Genomic DNA, 22,085 nt, shown 5'->3' with positions numbered 1-22,085 from the left:
GGACCGGGAATCCTCCTCACGCACCGCTCGGTGCGTGCACGACTCAGATCAGGCCGAGCTCCGTGACCGCGGTGCGCTCGTCGGCCAGCTCGGCGGTCGAGGCGTCGATGCGGGCGCGGGAGAACTCGTCGATCTCGAGGCCCTCGACGATCGACCAGTCGCCACCGGAGGTGGTGACGGGGAACGACGAGATCAGGCCCTCGGGCACGCCGTACTCGCCGCTCGACACGACGGCCATCGAGACCCAGTCGTCGGACGCCGACCCGAAGAGCCAGTCGCGGGCGGCGTCGATCGTGGCGGACGCGGCCGAGGCGGCCGAGGACGAGCCCCGGGCGTCGATGATCGCGGCGCCGCGCTTGGCGACGGTCGGGATGAAGTCGTTCTCCAGCCAGGCCTGGTCGCCGACGGCCTCGGCGGCGTTCTGCCCGTTGACCTCGGCGTGGAAGAGGTCGGGGTACTGGGTGGCCGAGTGGTTGCCCCAGATCGTCATCTTCTTGATGTCGGTGACCTTTGCGCCGGTCTTCGCCGCGAGCTGCGAGATCGCGCGGTTGTGGTCGAGGCGGGTCAGCGCGGAGAAGCGCTCGCGCGGGATGTCGGGGGCGTTGCTCATCGCGATGAGGGCGTTGGTGTTGGCCGGGTTGCCGGTCACGCCGATGCGTACGTCGTCGGCGGCGACGGCGTTGAGCGCCTTGCCCTGCGCGGTGAAGATCGCGCCGTTGGCCGAGAGGAGGTCGCCGCGCTCCATGCCGGGGCCGCGCGGGCGCGCGCCGACGAGGAGGGCCAGGTTGACGCCGTCGAAGATCTTCTCGGCGTCCGCGCCGATCTCGACGCCGGCGAGGTTCGGGAACGCGCAGTCGTCGAGCTCCATGACGACGCCCTCGAGCGACTTGAGGGCGGGCTCGATCTCGAGCAGGCGCAGCTCGATCGGGCGGTCCGCGGCCAGCGCGCCGCTCGCGAGGCGGAAGAGCAGGCTGTAGCCGATCTGGCCGGCGGCGCCAGTGACGGCCACCTTGAGGGGTTCGGAGGTCACGGATCTTCTCCTCGTGAGGGGTGTCTGGGTGTCTCCGGCTGACGCTAGCAGCGCCGCGTCGGGGGCTGGCTGGTGGGCGGCTGGCATGCTGGCGCCCATGCCCGCGTCCGTGCCCGTACGCCGCCTGCGTGTGACCGCGGCCGCCGCGCTCGTGCCGCTCGCCGCGCTCGCCGGGTGCGCCGGGCTCGGCCAGCCGCAGGCCTACGACCAGCCGGGGATCAACGGGCTCGTGATCCCGTCGGCGTCGCCCGACCCCGACGACTTCGTCGACGTCGTCGACAACCCGTGGCTGCCGCTGGAGCCGGGGGACACCGCGCGCTACGACGTGACGGAGGACGGCGTCGACCTCGGATCGATCGAGACGGCGGTGCTCGACGGACCGACCGAGATCGGCGGGCTCGAGGCGACCGGCGTCACCACGGCGTACGACGTCGACGGCACCACGGACATCACCACCCGCTACTACGCGCAGGACGCGGCCGGCAACGTGTGGGTCGTGGGCGCCGACGCCGGCGGCCCCGGCAGGGGCGACTGGCGCGCGGGCGAGGACGGCGCCGAGGCCGGCCTCGTGATGCCCGCCCACCTGCGGATCGGGGACGGGTGGATCGCCTCCGCCGTGCCGTCGCTCCCGGAGGCCAGCAGGCAGGTCGAGGAGCTGTCGAGCGGCATGGTGCAGATGCTCGACGAGGTCGACACCACGACCCGCAGCGTGTACGAGAAGGGTGTCGGCCTCGTGTCGATCGAGGACCTCGACGGTGGTCGGACCACCGTCCTGGTCCGCTAGACCCGGGACAGGCTGAGGACTAGGGCTGGTCTGGGCGGCGCACCTGGGTGCGGCCGTCGTCGTCGCCGTCGGGGTTGCCCCAGTGACCGGGAGCGCCGGGCTGGCCGGGGGCCGGCTGCTGCGGCGGGGGAGCGCCCCACTGGCCGGGCTGGCTCGGCGGCTGCTGCTGCGGCTGCTGGGTCTGGTCGGGCTGGCCCCACTGGCCGGGCGCCGGCTGCGCCTGCGGCGTGGAGTAGGGGTCGGGCTGCTGTTGCTGCGGCTGGCCCCACTGCTGCTGCGGCGGGGCGCCCCAGGCGGCGCCGGGCTGGCCCCAGCCGCCCTGCTGGCCCTGCTGGCCCTGGTTCCACTGGGCCTCGTAGCTGCCGGGCACGAACTGGTTGCCCTTGCGGCCGCCGCCGAAGTTCAGGCCCGATCCCGCGACGGGCTCGGCGCCGTGGCCGAAGAGGACCGGGTAGGTCAGGCCGGCGATCGCGGCGCCGACGAGCGGCGCGACCACGAAGAGCCAGAGCTGGACGATCGCGTCGGTGCCGGCGAAGACGCCGACGCCGATGGAGCGGGCCGGGTTGACCGAGGTGCCGGTCGCGCTCATCGAGGCGAAGTGGATCATCGCGAGCGCCAGGCCGATGGCCAGCGGGCCCATCGCGACGTTGACCTCGTTGCGCTCGTCGGTGACCGCGAGGATGACCCAGAGGAAGACGGCGGTCATCAGGATCTCGAGCAGCAGGGCCGCCCACCAGGCGAACCCGGTGCCCTGGTCGCCGAAGAAGTTCTGCGCCATGTTGCCCTCGGCGCTGAAGCCCTCGAAGCCGTGGTTGAGGCCGAAGAGCATCGCCCCGGCGAGGAGGCCGCCGAGCAGCTGGGCGGCGAAGTAGATGCCGACCTGGTTCCACGGGAGACGCCCGCCGAGGACGGCGCCGAGCGTGACGGCCGGGTTGAAGTGGCCGCCGGAGATCCGCCCGACGGCGTACGCCATCACGACGACCGTGAGGCCGAACGTGAGGCCCGTGGCGACGTAGTCACCGCCGCTGCGCATGGCCGCGCCGCAGCCGAAGAAGACGAGCACGAAGGTGCCCAGCGTCTCGGCCGTGAACTTCTGGCCGGTGGACGGTGTGTCGATGGTGTCGCTCATCTCGAGCTGTCCTCCCAGTCATGGTGGCCGTACCCCGCGTAGGCCACGCTCACCCTAGCGATGCCGGAACGGGGGTGCGAGGGTAGGCGAGTCGCGTCGCTTCCCCACGTCAGGTATCTTGACGTCAAGAGTTATTGCTGGACCACCCCGATCCACAGGAGATGTCCGACCCATGGCCAAGATCATCTACACCCACACCGACGAGGCGCCGCTGCTGGCGACGTACTCCTTCCTCCCGATCATCGCGGCCTACGCGAAGACCGCAGGTGTGGACGTCGAGACGCGTGACATCTCCCTGGCCGGGCGGGTGATCGCCCAGTTCCCCGACCGCCTCACCGACGAGCAGCGCATCGACGACGCGCTCGCCGAGCTCGGCGAGCTGGCCACGAAGCCCGAGGCCAACATCATCAAGCTCCCCAACATCTCGGCCTCTATCCCGCAGCTCAAGGCGACGATCGCCGAGCTCCAGTCGCAGGGCTACGACCTGCCGGCCTACCCCGAGAACCCGCAGACCGACGAGGAGCGCGAGACCCGCGCCCGCTACGACAAGGTCAAGGGCTCGGCGGTCAACCCCGTGCTGCGCGAGGGCAACTCCGACCGCCGCGCGCCGGCCTCGGTGAAGAACTACGCCAAGTCGCACCCGCACTCGATGGGTGCCTGGAGCAGCGACTCGCGGACCTCGGTCGCCACGATGGGCCACGACGACTTCCGCAGCAACGAGAAGTCGACCGTCCTCGACGCCGACGACACCCTGTCGATCGTGCACGTCGGTGCGGGCGGTGAGGAGACGGTGCTCAAGGAGGGCCTCAAGGTCCTGGAGGGCGAGGTCGTCGACGGCACGTTCATGAGCGCCGCTGCGCTCGACGCGTTCCTCGTGGAGCAGGTCGCGAAGGCGAAGGCCGACGGCGTCCTCTTCTCCGCCCACCTCAAGGCCACGATGATGAAGGTCTCCGACCCGATCATCTTCGGCCACGTGGTGCGCGCCTACTTCGCCGACGTCTTCAGCCAGTACGGCGAGCAGCTGGCCGCCGCCGGCCTGTCGGCCAACGACGGCCTGGGCGGCATCCTCTCCGGCCTCGACTCCGTCGACGGCGGCGCCGAGATCAAGGCGGCCTTCGAGAAGGGCCTCGCCGAGGGCCCGGCCCTCGCGATGGTCGACTCCGACAAGGGCATCACCAACCTCCACGTGCCCTCCGACGTCATCATCGACGCCTCGATGCCGGCGATGATCCGCACGTCCGGCCAGATGTGGAACGCCGACGGCGAGCAGCAGGACACCCTCGCGGTGATCCCCGACTCGTCCTACGCCGGCGTCTACCAGGCCGCGATCGACGACTGCCGCACGCACGGCGCGCTCGACCCCTCGACCATGGGCTCGGTGCCCAACGTCGGTCTGATGGCGAAGGCGGCCGAGGAGTACGGCTCGCACGACAAGACCTTCGAGATCCCTGCCGCCGGCACGGTCGAGGTCCGCAACGCCGCCGGCAACGTGCTCATGTCGCACGACGTGGAGCCCGGCGACATCTGGCGTGCCTGCCAGACCAAGGACGCCTCGATCCGCGACTGGGTCAAGCTCGCCGTCACCCGCGCCCGCGCCAGCGAGACCCCGGCGGTCTTCTGGCTCGACGAGACCCGCGCCCACGACGCCAACCTCATCGAGCTCGTCACCGAGTACCTGAAGGAGCACGACACCGACGGCCTCGACATCTCGGTGATGGCGCCGGCCGAGGCGACGACGTACTCCCTCGAGCGGATCCGCAAGGGCGAGGACACCATCTCGGTGACCGGCAACGTGCTGCGTGACTACAACACCGACCTGTTCCCGATCCTCGAGCTCGGCACCAGCGCCAAGATGCTGTCGATCGTGCCGCTGATGAACGGTGGCGGCCTGTTCGAGACCGGCGCCGGCGGCTCGGCGCCCAAGCACGTGCAGCAGCTGGTCAAGGAGGACTACCTCCGCTGGGACAGCCTCGGCGAGTTCTTCGCGCTGGCCGCCTCGCTCGAGCACCTCGCCGGATACGACGACAACCAGCGGGCCAAGCTGCTCGGCGACGCCCTCGACCGGGCGACCGAGACGTTCCTCAACGAGGACCGCTCGCCGGGGCGCAAGCTCGGCACGATCGACAACCGCGGCTCGCACTTCTACCTCGCGCTCTACTGGGCCGAGGAGCTCGCGAAGCAGACCGAGGACGCCGACCTGGCCGCGGCCTTCGCCGACCTCGCGTCGACGCTGCGCGCCAACGAGCAGACGATCGTCGACGAGCTGCTCGCCGTGCAGGGCAAGCCCGCCGACATCGGCGGCTACTTCCGCCCCGACCCGGAGAAGGCGGCCGCGGTGATGCGTCCGTCGGCGACGTTCAACGAGGCGCTCGCCTCCCTCTGAGTCCAGCGCTGAGTCCAGCGCTGAGTCACGCGTCACAGGCAGGGCCCTCGGGGAATACCTCCCCGGGGGCCCTCTCTTGCATCCTGTGATGACCATGACGACTGCCGCCACTGACACACCCGCCGATCTCGACGCACCGTCGGTGACGGCGCGCCACTTCGGCCTCGCTGTCGTCGCGCTGGCGATGGGCGGCTTCGCCATCGGCACCACCGAGTTCGTGACGATGGGCCTGCTGCCGCAGATCGCCAGCGGCGTCGACGTCTCGATCCCCACGGGTGGCCACGTCATCTCGGCGTACGCCGTCGGCGTCGTGGTCGGCGCCCCGCTGCTCGCCTTCCTCGGCGCGCGCCTGCCCCGCCGGGCGCTGCTGATCGCGTTGATGGCCGCCTTCGCGGTCGGCAACGGCGTCAGCGCGCTGGCGACCTCCTACGAGCAGCTGATGCTCGCCCGCTTCGCCGCCGGGCTGCCGCACGGCGCGTACTTCGGGGTGGCGTCGCTCGTCGCGGCCAGCATGGCGCGTCCCTCGCGCAAGGGCCGTGCGGTCTCCCAGGTGATGCTCGGGCTGTCGGTCGCCAACGTGATCGGCGTACCGGCTGCGACCCTGCTGGGCCAGGAGCTCGGCTGGCGCGCTGCCTTCTGGGCCGCCGCGGGCCTGGCCGTGGTGACCCTCGCCCTGGTGGCGTGGTTCGTCCCGTCCTGCCCCGGCGACGCCGAGGCGAGCGGCCGCCGTGAGCTCAGTGCCTTCAAGGTGCCGCAGGTCTGGCTGACGCTGCTCGCCGGTGCCGTGGGCTTCGGCGGCATGTTCGCCGTCTACACCTACATCGCCCCGGTCGTCACCGACGTGTCCGGGCTGGGGGAGCGGGCCGTGCCGGTCTACCTGCTCTTCTTCGGCCTCGGCATGGTCGCCGGCACGTGGGTCGCCGGGATCATGGCCGACTGGTCGATCTTCCGCTCACTGATCATCGGTGGCGTCGGGATGGGCGCCACGATGCTGGCGTTCTGGCTCACCGCCCCCTACGGCTGGGCCGCGCTGCCCGTCGTCTTCCTGATCACCGTCCTCGGGTCGGTGCTCGTCGTGAACCTCCAGCTGCGGCTGATGGACGTCGCCGGAGATGCGCAGACCCTGGGTGCCGCGATGAACCACGCGTCGCTCAACATCGCGAACGCGCTGGGCGCCTGGCTCGGCGGGCTGGTCATCGCGGCCGGCTACGGCCTGCGCGCACCGGCCCTCGTCGGCCTCGTGCTGTCGCTCGGCGGCGTCGCGATCCTGCTGGTCTCCGCGCGGCTGCACGTGCGAGGCCAGGCCGTCACCGGCGGCTGAGTTTTCCTGTCGTTAACACGACGGGAACCCTTGCGTAGCCTGAGTTTGGAACGATCCAATGGTCGCAGGCGGACGGACCGCCCGACTGACCCTGGGGAGTCGTCATGGACGAGATGAAGATGCAGCAGGCGATCGAGCGCCGGCGTGAGCTGGCGGACCGCAACGTCGGCAACGTGGTGACGCTGCTCGAGCGCCGGCAGGAGCTGCGGGGGATCTACCCGATGGCCGACCTGCTCGCCGACAACGTCGGCTGGCTGGTCTGACCCGAGTCGTGGGTGCCGATCAGCCCAGCCCCGGCAACGGCTGGTCGGCCCACTCGGTCAGGCCGTCGGGCGAGCACAGCAGCGCGTCGTAGCGTCCGCGCTCGCCGACCAGGCACACCTTGTCGCCGGACGTGAAGACGCCGGTGTCGAAGGCCGAGAGCTGGACCGGCGTCGCGAACCCCTCGTCGTCGATGCGCACCAGGTGGTGCGTCGCCGTCGTGAGGTACGTCGTCCCGTCCGCGCCGACCGCGAGGGACGACATGTCCTGCACGCGGTCGCCCCCCTCGGTGTCGAGGTTCACGGTCGCCACCCAGGCGCGACCGCCGTCGTGCGAGACCTCCACGTCGAGCACCGGGATCGAGCCGTCGGGAGCATCGCCCAGGGACACGCGCGCAACGTGCTCGCCGTTGCCGGCCACGACGATGGTGCGGTCGGAGTCCGGCCAGCTCGACATCGTGGTCTCGCCGTCCGGCCCGACGGTCACCACCTCGGGCCCCTGCTGTCCCGAGCCGGCGACGACCAGCCCGCCGTCCGGTGTGACATAGGCACCGCTGACGAAGGCGGTGGGTGCGTCCGAGGGCAGCGGGACCAGCTTGTCGCCCCGCAGCAGCCGCCAGCCGTCATCGGTCTGCACCGCGGTGTCGCCCGCCATCACGTCGCCGCCACCCGGTCCGGTGTCGACGATCTCCGACCGCTCGCCCGCCGGGGAGATCCGGAAGGTGCCGCGGGCGTCCTGGACGAGCCAGCCACCGGGCACCGGGCTGACCCGGGGGTAGGACGCGCCGAGCTTTTCGCCGAAGACGTCGTCGCCGTCGCGCGTGACCAGCGCGAACTGGCACGGGTCGTCGTCGCAGCCACGCCAGAGGGCCGCCTCGGCACCGCCCTCGCCCCCGGTGACCGACCAGAGCTGGACCTGGTCGTCGTCCAGCACGGCGACCACGTCGGACGGCAGCCGGTCGTCGGGCGTCGACGTGCCGTCCCAGGGGGAGGGCGCGGGGCTCGCCGGCTCGGGCGTCCGACCGTCGCCGCCCGAACCGCCGGCAACGGCGGCGACCCCGGCGACCACGACCGCACCCGCGATCCCCGACGCGATCGTCGTACGACGTCGGCGGCGGCGGGCGTCGGCGCGGGCAGTCACGGCGTCGAAGCCCGGCTGTGGCGCACGGGCGGCGACCTCGTGCTGGAGCTCGGGAGGCAGGTTCATCGGGGGCTCCGCTCGGACGTGTCGGACTCGTCGGTCTCTCGGTCGGAGAGCAGCTCGGCCAGCGCCGCGCGACCGCGGGCCAACCGGGCCTTCACGGTCCCGACCGGCGCCCCGACCGTCTCGGCCACCTCGTGCACCGGCAGGTCGGCGAGGTGGTGCAGGGCGATGGCCTCCCGCTGGGGCGCGGGCAGCTGGCGCAGTGCGGCCAGCAGCGCCAAACGGTCGTCCGGCAGGTCGGCGTACGCCTGCTCGGCGACGAGGCGGTGGCTGACGTCGCGGAAGAAGCGGTTGCGACGCCACCGGGTCCGGGTGACGTTGACCGCGACGGTGCGCAGCCAGGCCTCGGGGTTGTCGGCCTTGAGGAAGGAGCGACCCGATCCCACCGCGCGGGCGAACGCCTCCATGACCGCGTCCTCTGCCTCGACGGGGTCGCCGGTGACGCCGGTGAGCTGGCCGACGAGGCGTCGGTAGGACGTGGCGTACACCTCGTGCACGCGGTCCACCGCACTCCGGGGCATGGCCCACCCTCCCACTGGTCGTGTGCTCTCACCACCACGACTCATGGGAGGACGGGCTGGTTGCACCGGCCGCCCGACGGTCTACAGCAGCCAGCAGTTGCTGAGCTGTGGGAGCCCGGCGAAGCGCGCCTCGAAGAACGGCAGCGCCTCGACCGTCTGCGGCACGATGCCGCCGACGTGGCCGGGGGCGACGTTGGTCGAGAGGCGGACGTTGGCGCCCTTGCCGCACCAGGACCTCGCCATCTGCTTGCCGACGGCGTAGGGGATGACGTCGTCGATGGCGGAGTGCGTGACGAGCACCGGCACGGTCGGCTTGATGGTGCCGATCCGCTGGGCCTCCACGATCGAGCGGAACGGCTCGACCGCCATCAGCTCCGACATCGGCCGACCGCTGGCGCTGAGGGTCGACGACTTCACGAAGGCGTGGTCGAGCAGGTCGAAGACGCACTCGGTCTCGACCTGGTCGCTGACCGCGCGCCCGCGGTCGTTGAGGTAGGGGGAGAGGTCGACGTCGTAGCTGGCCGAGAGGCCGCGGAGCGCGAAGTAGGCGAAGGCGGAGTAGAGCCCGCCGTCCAGGGAGCTCGCCACCTTCGCGAGGTCGGCCGGGACCGCGCCGACGACGGCACCCTTGACCTTGAGGTCGGGGGCGTAGGTGGAGGCCAGCTCGACGGCCGACGCCGCGGCCCCACCGCCCTGCGAGTAGCCCATCAGCCCGACCGGGCTGCTCGGGCCGAGACCCGTTCCGGACAGGCGCTGCGCGGCCCGTACGACGTCGAGCGTGGCGCGACCCTGCGACACCCGGTCCATGTAGGTGTGGATCCCGGCGGTGCCGAGGCCCTCGTAGTCCGGCATCGCGACGGCGTAGCCGCGCTGGAGCAGGCCCTCGATGCCGAGCCCCTCGTACTCGATGCCCTCGGAGAACAGCCGCGACGGGGCGCAGCGGTCGGCCATGCCCTGGGTGCCGGGGGCGTAGCCGATCACCGGGCGGCTGCCGACGCCGATCCACGGCGAGGTCGGCACGAGCACCGTGCCCGAGACCGCGATGGGCTCGCCGGCGCGGTTGGTGGAGCGGTAGAGGACACGCTGCGCGTTGCGGACCAGGCTGGTGGCGTCGAGCGGGTCGAGCAGGAAGGCGACCTTCTCGCTGCGGATCACCGCGCCGTTGGTGCTGGGCAGGACCGCGGGGGCCTCGTAGAACGCGGGCCGGGGCGGCTCGGGGACGACGGCGGTCGCGGTCGACGTACTCAGCCCCCCGACTGCGAGCGTGGCCGTGAGCGTGACGAGCGCGGTGGTGGCGCGGCGGACGAGTGACATGGGTTCCTCCCTCGGCCGGACCCGGACCGGCCTCCTGGTCGGAACCTACTCGCGAGTCACATCGGGTGGGATGTGACGTCGGTCACGCCCGGCGGGCGTCGTGGTCGCGCCACTGGCAGGCGCCTGCGCTCCGGGTCCGGCTCTTTGGCACAATCGCGCGCATGTCCGCCCCCACCGCCCGGCCCCGGGTGCTCTCCGGCATCCAGCCCACCGCCGACTCGTTCCACCTCGGCAACTTCCTGGGCGCGCTGAAGCAGTGGGTGGCGTTGCAGGAGGACTTCGATCCGTTCTTCTTCATCGCGGACCTGCACTCGATCACGATGCCGCACGACCCGAAGCTGCTGCGCGAGCGCACCCTCGTCTCGGTCGCCCAGCTCCTCGCGGCCGGCGTCGACCCGGACCGGGCGACGATCTTCGTGCAGAGCCAGGTGCCCGCGCACACGCAGGCGTCGTGGGTGCTGGAGTGCCTCACCGGCTTCGGCGAGGCGCGCCGGATGACGCAGTTCAAGGACAAGTCGGCCAAGGGTGGCGAGGGAGCCGCGAGCGTCGGTCTCTTCACCTACCCGATCCTCCAGGCCGCCGACATCCTGCTCTACCGCCCGCAGTACGTCCCGGTCGGCGAGGACCAGCGCCAGCACCTCGAGCTCACCCGCGACCTCGCGCAGCGCTTCAACAAGCGCTTCAAGAAGACCTTCCGCGTCCCGGAGCCCTACATCCTGGAGAGCACCGCCAAGATCTACGACCTCCAGCTCCCCGAGAAGCAGATGTCCAAGAGCATCGGCGGCAACGGGTGCATCTGGCTGCTGGACGACCCGAAGGCCTCCGCGAAGAAGATCCGCTCGGCCGTCACCGACTCCGAGACCGAGATCCGCTTCGACCTCGAGAACAAGCGCGGTGTCTCCAACCTGCTCAACATCCACGCCGCGCTGAGCGGGGCCAAGATCGACGACCTCGTCGCGTCCTTCGAGGGCAAGGGCTACGGCGACCTCAAGGCCGAGGTCGCGCAGGTCGTCGTCGACTTCGTGACGCCGTTCCGCAACCGCGTGCACGACCTCCTCGAGGACCGGTCCGAGCTGGAGACGATCCTGGCCGCGGGCGCCGACCGGGCGACCGAGGTGTCGGAGGCCACGTTGCGAGACGTGTACGAACGGGTGGGATTCCTGCCGCGAGCCGGCGGCTAGGGTCGTAGGCGTGCCCACCATCGGAGTAGCCATCGCGATCCCCGAACCCTGGGCGAGCGAGCTGCAGGACTACCGCACGTCCATCGGGGACACGACGGCCGCGCAGATCCCGACGCACATCACGCTGATCCCGCCGACCGAGCTCGACGTCGACGACATCGCGCCGGTGGCCGAGCACCTCGCGTCGGCCGCAGCCGCGGTCGAGCCGTTCGACATCCACCTGCGCGGCACCGGCACGTTCCGGCCGATCTCACCCGTCGTCTTCGTGACGGTGGCCGAGGGCATCTCGTCGTGCGAGCTGCTCGCCGACGCCGTACGCACCGGGCCGCTCGACGTCGACCTGCACTTCCCCTACCACCCGCACGTGACGATCGCGCACCACCTCGACGACGAGACGCTCGACCGGGCCTTCGGCGAGCTCCAGGGTTTCGAGTGCTCCTTCGACGCCTCGGCGTTCAGCCTCTACGTCCATGACGAGACCGAGGGCTGGGTCCCGACGCACGAGTTCGAGCTCGGCTGATGGCGTTCCTCTCGGGCGTGAAGGCGCGGATCCAGGAGGTGCGCGAGCACCGGCCCTTCATCGACCACGTCGTCCGGATGGTCGAGCACTACGGCAACGTCAACGGCAGTGCGCTCGCCGCTGCGGTGACGTACTTCGCGTTCCTGTCCTTCTTCCCGATCCTCGCTCTGGCCTTCGCGATCTTCGGCCAGGTGACGAAGGTCTACAAGAACGCGCAGGACACGCTCCTGGACGCCGCGAACTCGGTGCTGCCCAACCTCATCGGTGGTGAGGACGGGATCTCCCTCGAGACCCTCCAGGGCGCCGCGCCCGGCATCTTCAGCGTCGGCCTCCTGCTCGCGCTCTACTCCGGCCTCGGTTGGCTGTCGGGCATGCGTCAGGCGCTGATCGCGGTGTTCGAGGAGCCCGAGCGGGACCGACCGGGCTTCGTGGCGGGCAAGATCCGCGACGTGCTCGCCCTGCTGTCCCTCGGCTCGGTGCTGGTGTTCAGCGTCGCCGTGTCGGGCGTCGCGACCAAGGTGCTCACCCCGATCCTCGACCTGCTGCACCTCGGGCCCGTCGGCGCGGTGCTGCTCGTGGTGCTGGCGATCGCCGTCGGCATGGCAGCGAACACCGTCCTCTTCTTCGCCTTCTTCCGCCTCCTCGCCGAGCCCGACGTCCCCACGCGTTCCCTCTGGTCGGGAGCCCTGCTCGGCGCGATCGCGTTCGAGGTCCTCAAGCAGGTCTCGACGCTGCTTCTGAAGTCCACCGCCAACTCCGACGCCTTCCAGGCCTTCGGCATCGCGCTGATCCTCCTGGTCTGGATCAACTACTTCTCCCGCGTGGTCGTGTACGCCGCCGCCTGGGCGCACACCTCGCCCGCGGCCCGCGCCGCGCGCGAGGCCCGTACCGTCGCCGAGCAGACCGTCGAGGGTCCGCGGATCGACCTCGCCGCTGCCGCCTCCACCGGGACCGTCGTACCCCCTGCCGCCCCGGCCTCCTCCCCGAAGGCGGCCTTCGCCGCCGGTGCGGCCGCCATGCTCGGGGTGGTCGCGGTCGTCCGCCGCCGCCGCTGACCTGCCCGCTCGCGCGGTGGTGGAGCCACATTTTCGTGCGATCGAATGTGGGTGGACCACCGCCCACGGGTGTGTCTGAGTCGGACACGCCCTCGAACGGTGGTGGAGCCACATTCTCATGTCGCCGAATGTGGGTGGACCACCGCTCACCGCGTACGCCAGGAGACGTCCACAGCCAAGCCTGAGAACTGCCTGTCCACAGGTCTCTGCGGTCGTACGAGAGGGAGTGCTCGCCGACGTGCGGCGATGGTCAGATGTTCAGGATCCCCGACGACTTCCTCCACCGGCCGTTCGGACGGCTGGACGCCCTCGACGCGGGCGTTCCTGCTCGGGTGCTGGAAGGAGTGCGGTTCCGGCGGCTGCACAAGGGGGTCTACGTCCACCGCGACCACGAGATGACGTGGGAAGACCACGTCGCGGCAGCGCGGTTGGCGCTGCCGGAGTCGGCGCGTACGACCGGGACGACCCGTCTGCGCCAGCTCGGGTTCGCGCTGGGCAGCGAGTGGCCGCTGCATTTCGTCGTGGAGGGCGACCTCCACCTCGAGCTCGAGGGCGTGTTCCTGCACCGCACCGTGAAGATGCCGCCGAACGGCGACGAGGCGGTGAGCACCGAGGCCGCCTTCGTCGCGTTCTGCGCGGAGGCGCGCCTGATCGACGCGATCAAGATGGGGTGCGTGCTGCTCCACAAGGAGCGGCTCGACCTCGACCTCCTCGACCAGATCCTGACCGAGGAGAAGTGGCGCCGGGGTGTGGTCGAGACGTCGTACGTCCTGCCGTTCCTCGACGACCGGTGCAGGTCGATGACCGAGGCGGAGCTGTTGGCGCTCTTCGTCTTCGCCGGGCTGCCGATGCCCGAGGTCAACGTCGCACTCGAGGTGGCGCCCGGGATCGAGCTGACGCCCGACTTCCGGTTCGGGCAGTACCAGCAGGTCGTCGAGTACGAAGGTGGCCAGCACCAGGACGACCGTGGGCAGTACGTCGCCGACATCGACCGCTACGCCCTCTACCGCCGGCATGGCGTGCCCTACGCGCAGATCACCAAGGAGCGGATGCGGTCACCGAAGGCCACCGTGCGCCTGGTCCACCGGGCGCTGGTCGACTGCGGATACGACGGCCCGCCTCCGGACTTCGGGAAGCAGTGGGACGACCTGTTCCGACCGGTCGCGGACGTCGTACGCCCGGTGCGCGCGGCTCGAGCGGTGGCGGAGCCACATGTGTGCGACGTCGAATGTGGCTGGACCACCGTCAATGGGGGTGTCGCCGGCCGACACGCTGACGAGCGGTGGTCCACCCACGTTCCTGAGCCCAGGAGTGTGGCTGGACCACCGCTCGAGCGGGGAGCAGGACTCAGTGACCGTGCTTGATCGCGGTCCGCAGGTCCTTGTTGAGCTGGGAGATCACGTCGAGCGGGATCTCCTTGGGGCAGGCCGCGGTGCAGGCGCCGATGTTGGTGCAGCCACCGAAGCCCTCGGCGTCGTGCTGGGCGACCATGTTGACGACGCGGCTGTCGCGCTCGGGCTGGCCCTGCGGGAGCTCGCCGAGGTGGGTGATCTTGGCACCCATGAACAGCGAGGCCGACCCGTTGGGGCAGGCCGCGACGCAGGCGCCGCAGCCGATGCAGGTGGCGACGTTGAAGGCGCGCATGGCGTCGTCACGCGGCACGGGCACGGAGTGGGCCTCCGGGGCCGACCCGGTGTTGACCGAGATGTAGCCGCCCTGCTGGATGATCCGGTCGAAGGCGCTGCGGTCGACCACGAGGTCCTTGAGGACCGGGAACGCCTCGGAGCGCCACGGCTCGATGGTGATCGTCTCGCCGTCGCTGAACGAGCGCATGTGGAGCTGGCAGGTCGTGGTGACCTCCGGACCGTGCGCGTCGCCGTTGATCATCAGCCCGCACATGCCGCAGATGCCCTCGCGACAGTCCGAGTCGAACGCGATCGGCTCCTCACCCTCGGCGTTGAGCTGCTCGTTGAGCACGTCGAGCATCTCGAGGAACGACATGTCGGGGGAGACGTCGTCGAGCTGGTAGGTGTGGATGGCGCCCTTGTCGGTCGGACCGGCCTGGCGCCAGATCTTCAGGGTCAGTTTCACTTGTAGCTCCGCTGCTTCATCTCGATGGCGGTGTAGACGAGGTCTTCCTTGTGCAGGACGGGGATCGAGTCCTCGCCGGCCCACTCCCAGGCGGCGACGTAGGCGTACTCCTCGTCGTGGCGCATCGCCTCGCCGTCCTCGGTCTGCGACTCTCCGCGGAAGTGGCCGCCGCAGGACTCGCGGCGGTTGAGGGCGTCGATGCACATCAGCTCGCCGAGCTCGAAGAAGTCGGCCACGCGGCCGGCCTTCTCGAGCGACTGGTTGAGCGTCTCCGCGCTGCCGAGGACCTTCACGTTGCGGTAGAAGTCGTCCTTCAGCCCGCGGATCAGGTCGATCGCCTTCTTGAGGCCGGTCTCGGTGCGCTCCATGCCGCAGTACTCCCACATGATGTTGCCGAGCTCGCGGTGGTACGAGTCGACGCTGCGGGTGCCGTTGACGGACAGGAAGTGGTCGATGCGGCCCTTGACGGACTCGCGCGCCTCGACGACGGCCGGGTGGTCCTCGGCGATCTCCTCGAACGGCCCGTCCGCGAGGTAGTCGCGGATGGTGTGGGGGAGCACGAAGTAGCCGTCGGCCAGCCCCTGCATCAGCGCCGAGGCGCCGAGGCGGTTGGCGCCGTGGTCGGAGAAGTTCGCCTCACCGGTCACGAACAGGCCGGGGATCGTCGACTGGAGGTCGTAGTCGACCCACAGGCCGCCCATGACGTAGTGCACGGCGGGGTAGATCCGCATCGGGACCTCGTAGGGGTTCTCGCCCGTGATCCGCTCGTACATGTCGAGGAGGTTGTCGTACTTCTCCTCCACGCCGTCGCGGCCGAGCCGCTCGATGGCAGCCGCGAAGTCGAGGTAGACGCCACGGCGTACGCCCTCCACCTCGGGGCCGACGCCGCGACCCTCGTCGCACATGTTCTTGGCCGCCCGCGACGCGATGTCGCGCGGGACCAGGTTGCCGAAGGAGGGGTAGATCCGCTCCAGGAAGTAGTCGCGGTCCTCCTCGGGGATGTCGCGCGGGTCCTTCTCGCAGTCGGCCTGGTTCTTCGGCACCCAGATCCGGCCGTCGTTGCGCAGCGACTCCGACATCAGCGTCAGCTTGGACTGGTGCTCGCCGGAGACCGGGATGCAGGTCGGGTGGATCTGCGTGAAGCAGGGGTTGGCCATGTAGGCGCCCTTGCGGTGCGCGCGCCACGCGGCGGTGACGTTGCAGCCCATCGCGTTGGTCGAGAGGTAGAAGACGTTGCCGTAGCCGCCGGAGGCGAGCACCACGACGTCGGCGAGGTGGGTCTCGATCTCGCCGGTGACCATGTCGCGGGCGATGATGCCGCGCGCCTTGCCGTCGATCGTGATGAGCTCGAGCATCTCGTGCCGGGTGTACATCGACACGGTGCCGGCCGCGACCTGGCGCTCGAGCGCCTGGTAGGCACCGATCAGCAGCTGCTGGCCGGTCTGGCCGCGCGCGTAGAAGGTGCGGGACACCTGGACGCCACCGAAGGAGCGGTTGTCGAGCAGGCCGCCGTACTCACGGGCGAACGGGACGCCCTGCGCGACGCACTGGTCGATGATGTTGGTGCTGACCTCGGCCAGGCGGTAGACGTTGGACTCGCGCGAGCGGTAGTCGCCGCCCTTGACCGTGTCGTAGAAGAGGCGGTGGACGGAGTCGCCGTCCTCCTTGTAGTTCTTCGCGGCGTTGATGCCGCCCTGGGCCGCGATCGAGTGGGCGCGGCGCGGGGAGTCCTGGTAGCAGAACGACTTCACGCGGTAGCCGGCCTCGCCGAGGGTCGCCGCGGCCGAGGCGCCGGCCAGGCCGGTGCCGACGATGATGATCGAGAGCTTGCGACGGTTGGCCGGGTTGACCAGGCGGGCCTCGAACTTGCGGTTCTGCCAGCGCTCCGAGATCGGACCGTCCGGTGCCTTGGAGTCGACGAGCGGCGCACCCGGCGTGTAGTAGCCGGCCGCGTCGTCGTAGTCCCCGTCGAGGAATCCGGAGTGCGAGGCCTCCGCCGCGGTGACGGTGTCGGGCATGTCCATGTCGTGACTGCTGTGACTCACGTGCAGAGACCCCTTACTTGGTGATGATGCCGGCGAGGACGCCGAGAGGGACGAGGGAGAAGCCGACCGTGACGATCAGCGCGACGACGAAGCCGACCGTCTTGGCCCGCTGGCGCTTGGCCGCGGTGCCGGTCCAGCCGAGGGTCTGGGCGGCGCTCCAGATGCCGTGGTGCAGGTGGGCGCCGAGGGCGAGCATCGCGACGAGGTAGATCAGCGTCAGCCACCAGACGTCGAACGTGTCGACGAGCAGGTTGTAGGGGTCGTTGGTCGCCCCGCCCTGCACGTTGACCTTGCCGATCGTGAAGTTGAGCAGGTGCCAGACGAGGAAGAGCAGGATCGTCACACCGCCCCAGCGCATCATCAGGCTGGCGCGAGTGGCACCCGTCTGCTTCTTCGTGACGTACTTGGTGCCGCGGGCACGGGCCGCCCGGCGCCACAGCACGACGGCGCAGTAGACGTGCACGACGAGCGCCGCGATCAGGCCGACGCGGAGGATCCAGAGCAGGCCCTCGTGGGGCAGCATCGGCTCGCCGATCTCGCGGAGGTGCTCGGCGTACTCGTTGAAGGCGTCATGCCCGGCGAACGCCTTCAGGTTGCCGTACATGTGCGCGAGCACGAACCCGAGGAAGATGATGCCGCTGATCGCCATGCCCAGCTTGAGGGCGATCGTCGTGCGCGAGGCACGGGCGCCCTTCACGAGGGTGGGGGTCTTGGTCGTTGTTGCCACCTGTTCACGGTATCGCGGCGTCCTCGCGCGCGACGCGCCGAGGCGGTGTGAGGTTTTCGTGGGCGCGTTGTCTTCCGCTCAGGTGTGACACAAGACATAGTGCCGGGCATGGCAACGACGGATCACGGGGTGACCAGTCCGGGCCGGGCGCACATCGAGGCACGCACGCTGCGCGAGGACCGGTGGTGGCTCCAGCCACTGACGACCTTCGTGGTGTTCTCGGCCTTCGTCGTCTACGCGACGGTGCGCGCGTTCATGGGTCGCGACTACTACGCCTCGCCCTACCTCTCACCGTTCTACTCGCCCTGCCTCGGCGACTGCGTCGAGGGAGCGTCCGACTTCGGGCAGCCGTTCGGCTGGTGGCCGCTCTCGGCCGCGCTGATCATCCTGATCTTCCCGCTGGGCTTCCGGATGACCTGCTACTACTACCGCAAGTCCTACTACCGGGCGTTCTGGCTGAGCCCGCCCGCGTGCGGCGTCGCCGAGCCGCACAGCGCTTACTCCGGTGAGACCCGCTTCCCGCTGGTCCTGCAGAACGTGCACCGCTACTTCTGGTACGCCGCCGTGCTCGTCGGCCTGGTGCTGACCTACGACGTCCTCCTGGCCTTCCGGCCGATGCCGGCGGAGTACGCCGTGGGCGACGGCGAGACCAGCGGCGTCCACATGGGCCTCGGCACGCTGCTGATGATCGCCAACGTCGTCTTCATCTGGCTCTACACGCTCTCGTGCCACTCGTGCCGCCACGTCGTCGGCGGTCGGCTGCGGCACTTCTCGAAGCACCCGGTCCGCTACCGGCTGTGGACCTGGGTCTCGAGGTTGAACACCAGCCACGGCCGGTGGGCGTGGTACTCGCTGTTCTCGGTCGCCCTCGTCGACCTGTACGTCTTCCTGCTCGCCACCGGAACCATCCAAGACGTGAGGTTCTTCTGACATGTCCGAGACGACACCGACCGACCTGGGCCCCGCTGAGGGCCGGCACCCGATGACCGGCAACGCCCTGTCCGGTGACGCCCGGGGCGGGATGGAGCGCCACACCTACGACGTCGTCGTGATCGGGGCCGGCGGCGCCGGCCTGCGCGCGGCGATCGCGGCCCACGAGTCGGGTGCGCGTACGGCGATCGTGTGCAAGTCGCTGCTCGGCAAGGCCCACACCGTGATGGCCGAGGGCGGCATCGCCGCGGCGATGGGCAACCGGTGGCCGGAGGACAACTGGGAGGTCCACTTCCGCGACACCATGCGCGGCGGGAAGATGCTCAACAACTGGCGGATGGCCCAGCTGCACGCCCAGGAGGCACCCGAGCGGGTGCAGGAGCTCGAGGACTGGGGTGCGCTGTTCGACCGCACCGACGACGGGCTGATCAGCCAGCGCGACTTCGGCGGCCACAAGTACGCCCGGCTGGCGCACGTCGGCGACCGCACCGGCCTGGAGATGATCCGCACGCTCCAGCAGCGCGCGGTGGCGCTCGGCATCGACGTCTTCATGGAGTGCACCGTCACCGACCTGTTCAAGGACGGCGACGCCATCGCCGGGGCGTTCGCCTACTGGCGCGAGTCGGGGCGCTTCATCGTCTTCGACGCCCCGTCGGTGATCCTCGCGACCGGCGGGATCGGCAAGTCCTTCAAGGTCACCTCGAACTCGTGGGAGTACACCGGCGACGGCCACGCCCTCGCGATGCGCGCCGGCGCGAGCCTGATCAACATGGAGTTCGTCCAGTTCCACCCGACCGGCATGGTCTGGCCGCCCTCGGTGAAGGGGCTGCTCGTGACGGAGTCGGTGCGCGGCGACGGCGGCATCCTGAAGAACTCCGAGGGCAAGCGCTTCATGTTCGACTACATCCCGGAGTTCTTCAAGGCGGAGACGGCCGACACGGTCGAGGAGGCCGACGCCTGGTACGACGACAAGAAGAACAACCGGCGCCCACCCGAGCTGCTGCCGCGTGACGAGGTCGCCCGCGCGATCAACTCGGAGATCAAGGCCGGCCGCGGGACGCCGCACGGCGGGATCTACCTCGACATCGCCTCACGTCGTACGCCCGAGTTCATCCGCAAGCGGCTGCCGTCGATGTACCACCAGTTCAAGGAGCTCGCCGACGTCGACATCACGGCGGAGCCGATGGAGATCGGTCCGACCTGCCACTACGTGATGGGCGGCGTCGAGGTCGACGCCGACACCCAGGAGAGCGCCGTCACCGGGCTCTACGCCGTCGGTGAGTGCTCGGGCGGCATGCACGGCTCCAACCGGCTGGGCGGCAACTCGCTCGGCGACCTGCTGGTCTTCGGCAAGCGGGCAGGCGAGCACGCCTCGTCGTACGCCGACTCGCTGGGGGACCGCCGCCCGAGGGTCGACGAGGCCGACGTGAAGGCAGCGCAGACGAGCGCGCTCGCGCCGTTCGAGGTCGAGGGCGGGGAGAACCCGTACACGATCCAGTCCGACCTCCAGCAGTCGATGAACGACCTCGTCGGCATCATCCGCACGCGCTCGGAGCTCGAGGAGTCGCTGAGCGAGATCGAGGCCTTCAAGGTGCGGGCGCAGACGATGGTCGTGGAGGGGCACCGGCAGTACAACCCCGGCTGGCACCTCGCGCTCGACCTGCGCAACATGCTGATCGTCTCGGAGTGCATCGCGAAGGCAGCGCTCGCCCGTGAGGAGTCGCGCGGCGGCCACACCCGCGACGACTTCCCCGGCCCGGACGACGAGTGGGGCACCAAGAACCTGGTCGTGAACCTCAACGAGGCGGGCACGGGTGTCGACCTCCACGAGAAGCCGTTGCCCGAGATGCCCGAGGAGCTGAAGGGGTACTTCGCATGAGCTACACACTCAAGCTGCGGATCTGGCGGGGCGACAAGGACGGCGGCGCCGTCGAGGACTTCCCGGTCGAGGTGTCCGAGGGCGAGGTCGTGCTCGACGCCATCCACCGCGTGCAGGCCACCCAGGCCGGCGACCTCGCCGTGCGCTGGAACTGCAAGGCGGGCAAGTGCGGCTCGTGCAGCGCCGAGGTCAACGGCCGACCGCGCCTGATGTGCATGTGCCGCCTCTCGGACTTCGAGGAGGACGAGACGATCACGGTCACGCCGATGCGGACCTTCCCGGTGATCCGGGACCTCGTCACCGACGTCTCCTTCAACTACGAGAAGGCCAAGGAGCTGCCGTCGTTCGCGCCGCCGCCGCGCGACGCCGACGGCAAGCGGCGGATGGCCCAGGTCGACGTCGAGCGGGGCCAGGAGTTCCGCAAGTGCATCGAGTGCTTCCTGTGCCAGAACGTCTGCCACGTCGTGCGCGACCACGAGGACAACAAGGAGGCCTTCGCGGGCCCGCGCTTCTTCCTGCGCTACGCCGAGCTCGACATGCACCCCCTCGACACCCACGACCGGCGTGAGCTGGCCCAGGGCGCCGCTGGCCTCGGGATGTGCAACATCACCAAGTGCTGCACCGAGGTGTGCCCCGAGGGGATCCACATCACCGACAACGCGATCATCCCGATGAAGGAGCGCGTGGTGGACAAGAAGTTCGACCCGCTCGTGTGGCTGGGCAACAAGATCGGCATCCGCAACAAGGACAACGACGGCCGCACTGAGGTGTGAGGCTCAGACCCGATCGTGTGGCCGGGCAACAAGATCGGACTCCACCACCGGGTTGGGAAACAAGGACAACGACGGCCGCACCGAGGTGTGAGGCTCAGGTCGGCTCGGCCCGGACGAGCGACCTGACCTCGCTCACGACGCGTACGGCCAGCACGGCGCAGACGATGTTGATGACGCTCGACCACTGCTCCCACGTGGCGGCGCCGGCGAAGTGGTCGAGGAGCTGGCCGCCCTCGTCGTCCGACTCGGAGGCGCGGTAGTGGAAGCCGGCGATCATCGAGGTGGCGTACGACACCAGGAAGGTCACCCACCACCAGCCGAGGGTGCGGGTGACCGGCAGCTCCTCGTCGCCCGTGGCGCCGCGACGGATGTCGAGCACCACCTGGAGCGGGCGCCAGAAGTTCAGCAGCGGGACGAACCACCCCCCGATCGCCCATCCCGAGCCGTGGCGCATCACGGAGCGGTCCATCCGCGCGCTGTGGTGGGCGGTGTAGGTCCAGACGATGAAGAGGATCCCGGTGCCGACCCACGGCACCCACTCGAGCGCGGACCACAGCAGCAGCCGGTCGATGCGCAGGCCGTCGGCATCGGTCACGCCGTCGGGTCGCAGCCGCAGCTCCTCGACGAACGCGAGGATCTCGCGGTCGACGTAGATGACGTAGAGGGACATCGCCAGGTTGACCAGCAGCCCGGCCTGGAGTGCGGCGCCCAGCCCGCCCCACCAGCGCGGCAGGGGAGCGTGGTGCGTGCCCGGCGTCGTCCCCGGGTCGTGCGTGTGCATGGTCCACGCGGACCCGTCCCACCAGCGGAGCCGGGCCGGATCCTGCGGGTCGGCGTACCAACCCTCCCCCGAGACGGTCATGCGGTGACAGTAGTGCTCCGGGAGGTCGTCGTGAGACGAATGCCATAGGTCCGGCCCTGCCCACCGCCGGGGCCGC

The 22,085-nt window shown here is 70.2% G+C and carries 20 protein-coding genes; 11 read left to right on the top strand and 9 right to left on the bottom strand.

The window, feature by feature from the left end; all coding sequences use genetic code 11:
- Positions 1-43: 43 nt before the first annotated feature.
- Complete coding sequence (locus JI751_RS13960; protein WP_201937773.1) at positions 44-1,030, bottom strand: malate dehydrogenase; 987 nt, start codon at positions 1,028-1,030, stop codon at positions 44-46.
- A gap of 97 nt (positions 1,031-1,127) precedes the next feature.
- Here JI751_RS13960 and JI751_RS13955 point away from each other — a divergent pair, with 97 nt between their 5' ends.
- Complete coding sequence (locus JI751_RS13955; protein ID WP_201937771.1) at positions 1,128-1,814, top strand: hypothetical protein; 687 nt, start codon at positions 1,128-1,130, stop codon at positions 1,812-1,814.
- A 19-nt stretch (positions 1,815-1,833) separates the two neighbouring features.
- Here the strand turns inward: JI751_RS13955 and JI751_RS13950 are convergent, their stop codons facing one another.
- On the bottom strand, positions 1,834-2,943 hold the full coding sequence (locus tag JI751_RS13950; protein ID WP_201937770.1) for an MIP family channel protein: 1,110 nt from the start codon (positions 2,941-2,943) through the stop codon (positions 1,834-1,836).
- A gap of 172 nt (positions 2,944-3,115) precedes the next feature.
- Between JI751_RS13950 and JI751_RS13945 the strand changes: the two genes are divergently transcribed.
- The 3 genes from JI751_RS13945 to JI751_RS13935 all read left to right on the top strand — a co-directional run bounded on the left by JI751_RS13945 (position 3,116) and on the right by JI751_RS13935 (position 6,910).
- The gene (locus JI751_RS13945; protein WP_201937768.1) at positions 3,116-5,326 is read left to right on the top strand and encodes an NADP-dependent isocitrate dehydrogenase; all 2,211 of its coding nucleotides are present in this window, start codon (positions 3,116-3,118) and stop codon (positions 5,324-5,326) included.
- 88 nt (positions 5,327-5,414) lie between these two features.
- Positions 5,415-6,647 (top strand): MFS transporter, encoded by a 1,233-nt coding sequence (locus JI751_RS13940; protein WP_236666260.1) that lies wholly within the window; start codon positions 5,415-5,417, stop codon positions 6,645-6,647.
- Between the two features lie 104 nt (positions 6,648-6,751).
- A complete protein-coding gene (locus tag JI751_RS13935) occupies positions 6,752-6,910 on the top strand; it encodes a hypothetical protein (RefSeq protein ID WP_201937760.1) in 159 nt (52 codons plus the stop codon).
- Between the two features lie 19 nt (positions 6,911-6,929).
- Here the strand turns inward: JI751_RS13935 and JI751_RS13930 are convergent, their stop codons facing one another.
- From JI751_RS13930 to JI751_RS13920, 3 genes are all read right to left on the bottom strand, one after another.
- On the bottom strand, positions 6,930-8,114 hold the full coding sequence (locus JI751_RS13930; protein ID WP_201937759.1) for a hypothetical protein: 1,185 nt from the start codon (positions 8,112-8,114) through the stop codon (positions 6,930-6,932).
- Positions 8,111-8,632 carry a sigma-70 family RNA polymerase sigma factor gene (locus tag JI751_RS13925; RefSeq protein WP_201937757.1) on the bottom strand — a complete coding sequence of 174 codons (522 nt, stop codon included), beginning with the start codon at positions 8,630-8,632 and terminating at the stop codon, positions 8,111-8,113. The genes JI751_RS13930 and JI751_RS13925 overlap by 4 nt, the downstream gene beginning before the upstream one ends.
- Positions 8,633-8,713: 81 nt before the next feature.
- Entirely contained in the window at positions 8,714-9,946 is a 1,233-nt protein-coding gene (locus JI751_RS13920; RefSeq protein WP_201937749.1) for a lipase family protein, read from the bottom strand.
- Between the two features lie 161 nt (positions 9,947-10,107).
- Between JI751_RS13920 and trpS the strand changes: the two genes are divergently transcribed.
- From trpS to JI751_RS13900, 4 genes are all read left to right on the top strand, one after another.
- Positions 10,108-11,127, top strand: a complete 1,020-nt coding sequence (trpS, locus tag JI751_RS13915) for a tryptophan--tRNA ligase (protein ID WP_201937747.1) — start codon at positions 10,108-10,110, stop codon at positions 11,125-11,127.
- A gap of 10 nt (positions 11,128-11,137) precedes the next feature.
- Positions 11,138-11,647 (top strand): 2'-5' RNA ligase family protein, encoded by a 510-nt coding sequence (locus tag JI751_RS13910; protein ID WP_201937745.1) that lies wholly within the window; start codon positions 11,138-11,140, stop codon positions 11,645-11,647.
- Positions 11,647-12,702, top strand: a complete 1,056-nt coding sequence (locus JI751_RS13905; RefSeq protein WP_201937744.1) for a YihY/virulence factor BrkB family protein — start codon at positions 11,647-11,649, stop codon at positions 12,700-12,702. The genes JI751_RS13910 and JI751_RS13905 overlap by 1 nt, the downstream gene beginning before the upstream one ends.
- Before the next feature lie 254 nt (positions 12,703-12,956).
- Positions 12,957-14,066 (top strand): hypothetical protein, encoded by a 1,110-nt coding sequence (locus tag JI751_RS13900; protein WP_201937735.1) that lies wholly within the window; start codon positions 12,957-12,959, stop codon positions 14,064-14,066.
- Here the strand turns inward: JI751_RS13900 and JI751_RS13895 are convergent.
- The 3 genes from JI751_RS13895 to JI751_RS13885 are packed head-to-tail and all read right to left on the bottom strand — an operon-like array spanning position 14,050 to position 17,565.
- Positions 14,050-14,793, bottom strand: coding sequence for a succinate dehydrogenase/fumarate reductase iron-sulfur subunit (locus JI751_RS13895; protein ID WP_201937733.1), 744 nt, complete (start codon positions 14,791-14,793; stop codon positions 14,050-14,052). The genes JI751_RS13900 and JI751_RS13895 overlap by 17 nt on opposite strands.
- A complete protein-coding gene (locus JI751_RS13890) occupies positions 14,790-16,811 on the bottom strand; it encodes a fumarate reductase/succinate dehydrogenase flavoprotein subunit (protein WP_201938672.1) in 2,022 nt (673 codons plus the stop codon). Before JI751_RS13890 ends, JI751_RS13895 begins: the two co-directional genes overlap by 4 nt.
- A 40-nt stretch (positions 16,812-16,851) precedes the next feature.
- A complete protein-coding gene (locus tag JI751_RS13885) occupies positions 16,852-17,565 on the bottom strand; it encodes a succinate dehydrogenase cytochrome b subunit (protein WP_307814226.1) in 714 nt (237 codons plus the stop codon).
- Between the two features lie 108 nt (positions 17,566-17,673).
- Here JI751_RS13885 and sdhC point away from each other — a divergent pair, with 108 nt between their 5' ends.
- Genes sdhC through JI751_RS13870 form a run of 3 tightly spaced genes read left to right on the top strand, consistent with a single transcriptional unit; the run spans position 17,674 to position 21,147 of the window.
- On the top strand, positions 17,674-18,495 hold the full coding sequence (sdhC, locus tag JI751_RS13880; protein WP_201937725.1) for a succinate dehydrogenase subunit SdhC: 822 nt from the start codon (positions 17,674-17,676) through the stop codon (positions 18,493-18,495).
- Between the two features lies 1 nt (position 18,496).
- Positions 18,497-20,374 carry a fumarate reductase/succinate dehydrogenase flavoprotein subunit gene (locus JI751_RS13875; RefSeq protein WP_236666259.1) on the top strand — a complete coding sequence of 626 codons (1,878 nt, stop codon included), beginning with the start codon at positions 18,497-18,499 and terminating at the stop codon, positions 20,372-20,374.
- On the top strand, positions 20,371-21,147 hold the full coding sequence (locus JI751_RS13870; RefSeq protein ID WP_201937723.1) for a succinate dehydrogenase/fumarate reductase iron-sulfur subunit: 777 nt from the start codon (positions 20,371-20,373) through the stop codon (positions 21,145-21,147). Before JI751_RS13875 ends, JI751_RS13870 begins: the two co-directional genes overlap by 4 nt.
- Before the next feature lie 94 nt (positions 21,148-21,241).
- On the opposite strand, the gene JI751_RS13865 is transcribed toward JI751_RS13870, so the two are convergent.
- The gene (locus tag JI751_RS13865) at positions 21,242-22,009 is read right to left on the bottom strand and encodes a DUF4328 domain-containing protein (RefSeq protein ID WP_201937716.1); all 768 of its coding nucleotides are present in this window, start codon (positions 22,007-22,009) and stop codon (positions 21,242-21,244) included.
- Positions 22,010-22,085: the final 76 nt, after the last annotated feature.

This window comes from Nocardioides baculatus (assembly GCF_016735675.1).
GTDB classification, from domain to species: domain Bacteria; phylum Actinomycetota; class Actinomycetes; order Propionibacteriales; family Nocardioidaceae; genus Nocardioides; species Nocardioides baculatus.
This window is presented reverse-complemented; position numbering and strand designations above follow the sequence as displayed.

What these genes read in the sequence shown, in the direction of transcription:
- JI751_RS13955 (WP_201937771.1), top strand. Translation starts at nt 1,128, where the DNA reads ATGCCCGCGTCCGTGCCCGTACGCCGCCTGCGTGTGACCGCGGCCGCC.
- JI751_RS13950 (WP_201937770.1), bottom strand. Translation starts at nt 2,943, where the DNA reads ATGAGCGACACCATCGACACACCGTCCACCGGCCAGAAGTTCACGGCC.
- JI751_RS13945 (WP_201937768.1), top strand. Translation starts at nt 3,116, where the DNA reads ATGGCCAAGATCATCTACACCCACACCGACGAGGCGCCGCTGCTGGCG.
- JI751_RS13940 (WP_236666260.1), top strand. Translation starts at nt 5,415, where the DNA reads ATGACCATGACGACTGCCGCCACTGACACACCCGCCGATCTCGACGCA.
- JI751_RS13935 (WP_201937760.1), top strand. Translation starts at nt 6,752, where the DNA reads ATGGACGAGATGAAGATGCAGCAGGCGATCGAGCGCCGGCGTGAGCTG.
- JI751_RS13930 (WP_201937759.1), bottom strand. Translation starts at nt 8,114, where the DNA reads ATGAACCTGCCTCCCGAGCTCCAGCACGAGGTCGCCGCCCGTGCGCCA.
- JI751_RS13925 (WP_201937757.1), bottom strand. Translation starts at nt 8,632, where the DNA reads ATGCCCCGGAGTGCGGTGGACCGCGTGCACGAGGTGTACGCCACGTCC.
- JI751_RS13920 (WP_201937749.1), bottom strand. Translation starts at nt 9,946, where the DNA reads ATGTCACTCGTCCGCCGCGCCACCACCGCGCTCGTCACGCTCACGGCC.
- trpS (WP_201937747.1), top strand. Translation starts at nt 10,108, where the DNA reads ATGTCCGCCCCCACCGCCCGGCCCCGGGTGCTCTCCGGCATCCAGCCC.
- JI751_RS13905 (WP_201937744.1), top strand. Translation starts at nt 11,647, where the DNA reads ATGGCGTTCCTCTCGGGCGTGAAGGCGCGGATCCAGGAGGTGCGCGAG.
- JI751_RS13900 (WP_201937735.1), top strand. Translation starts at nt 12,957, where the DNA reads ATGTTCAGGATCCCCGACGACTTCCTCCACCGGCCGTTCGGACGGCTG.
- JI751_RS13890 (WP_201938672.1), bottom strand. Translation starts at nt 16,811, where the DNA reads ATGCCCGACACCGTCACCGCGGCGGAGGCCTCGCACTCCGGATTCCTC.
- sdhC (WP_201937725.1), top strand. Translation starts at nt 17,674, where the DNA reads ATGGCAACGACGGATCACGGGGTGACCAGTCCGGGCCGGGCGCACATC.
- JI751_RS13875 (WP_236666259.1), top strand. Translation starts at nt 18,497, where the DNA reads ATGTCCGAGACGACACCGACCGACCTGGGCCCCGCTGAGGGCCGGCAC.
- JI751_RS13870 (WP_201937723.1), top strand. Translation starts at nt 20,371, where the DNA reads ATGAGCTACACACTCAAGCTGCGGATCTGGCGGGGCGACAAGGACGGC.
- JI751_RS13865 (WP_201937716.1), bottom strand. Translation starts at nt 22,009, where the DNA reads ATGACCGTCTCGGGGGAGGGTTGGTACGCCGACCCGCAGGATCCGGCC.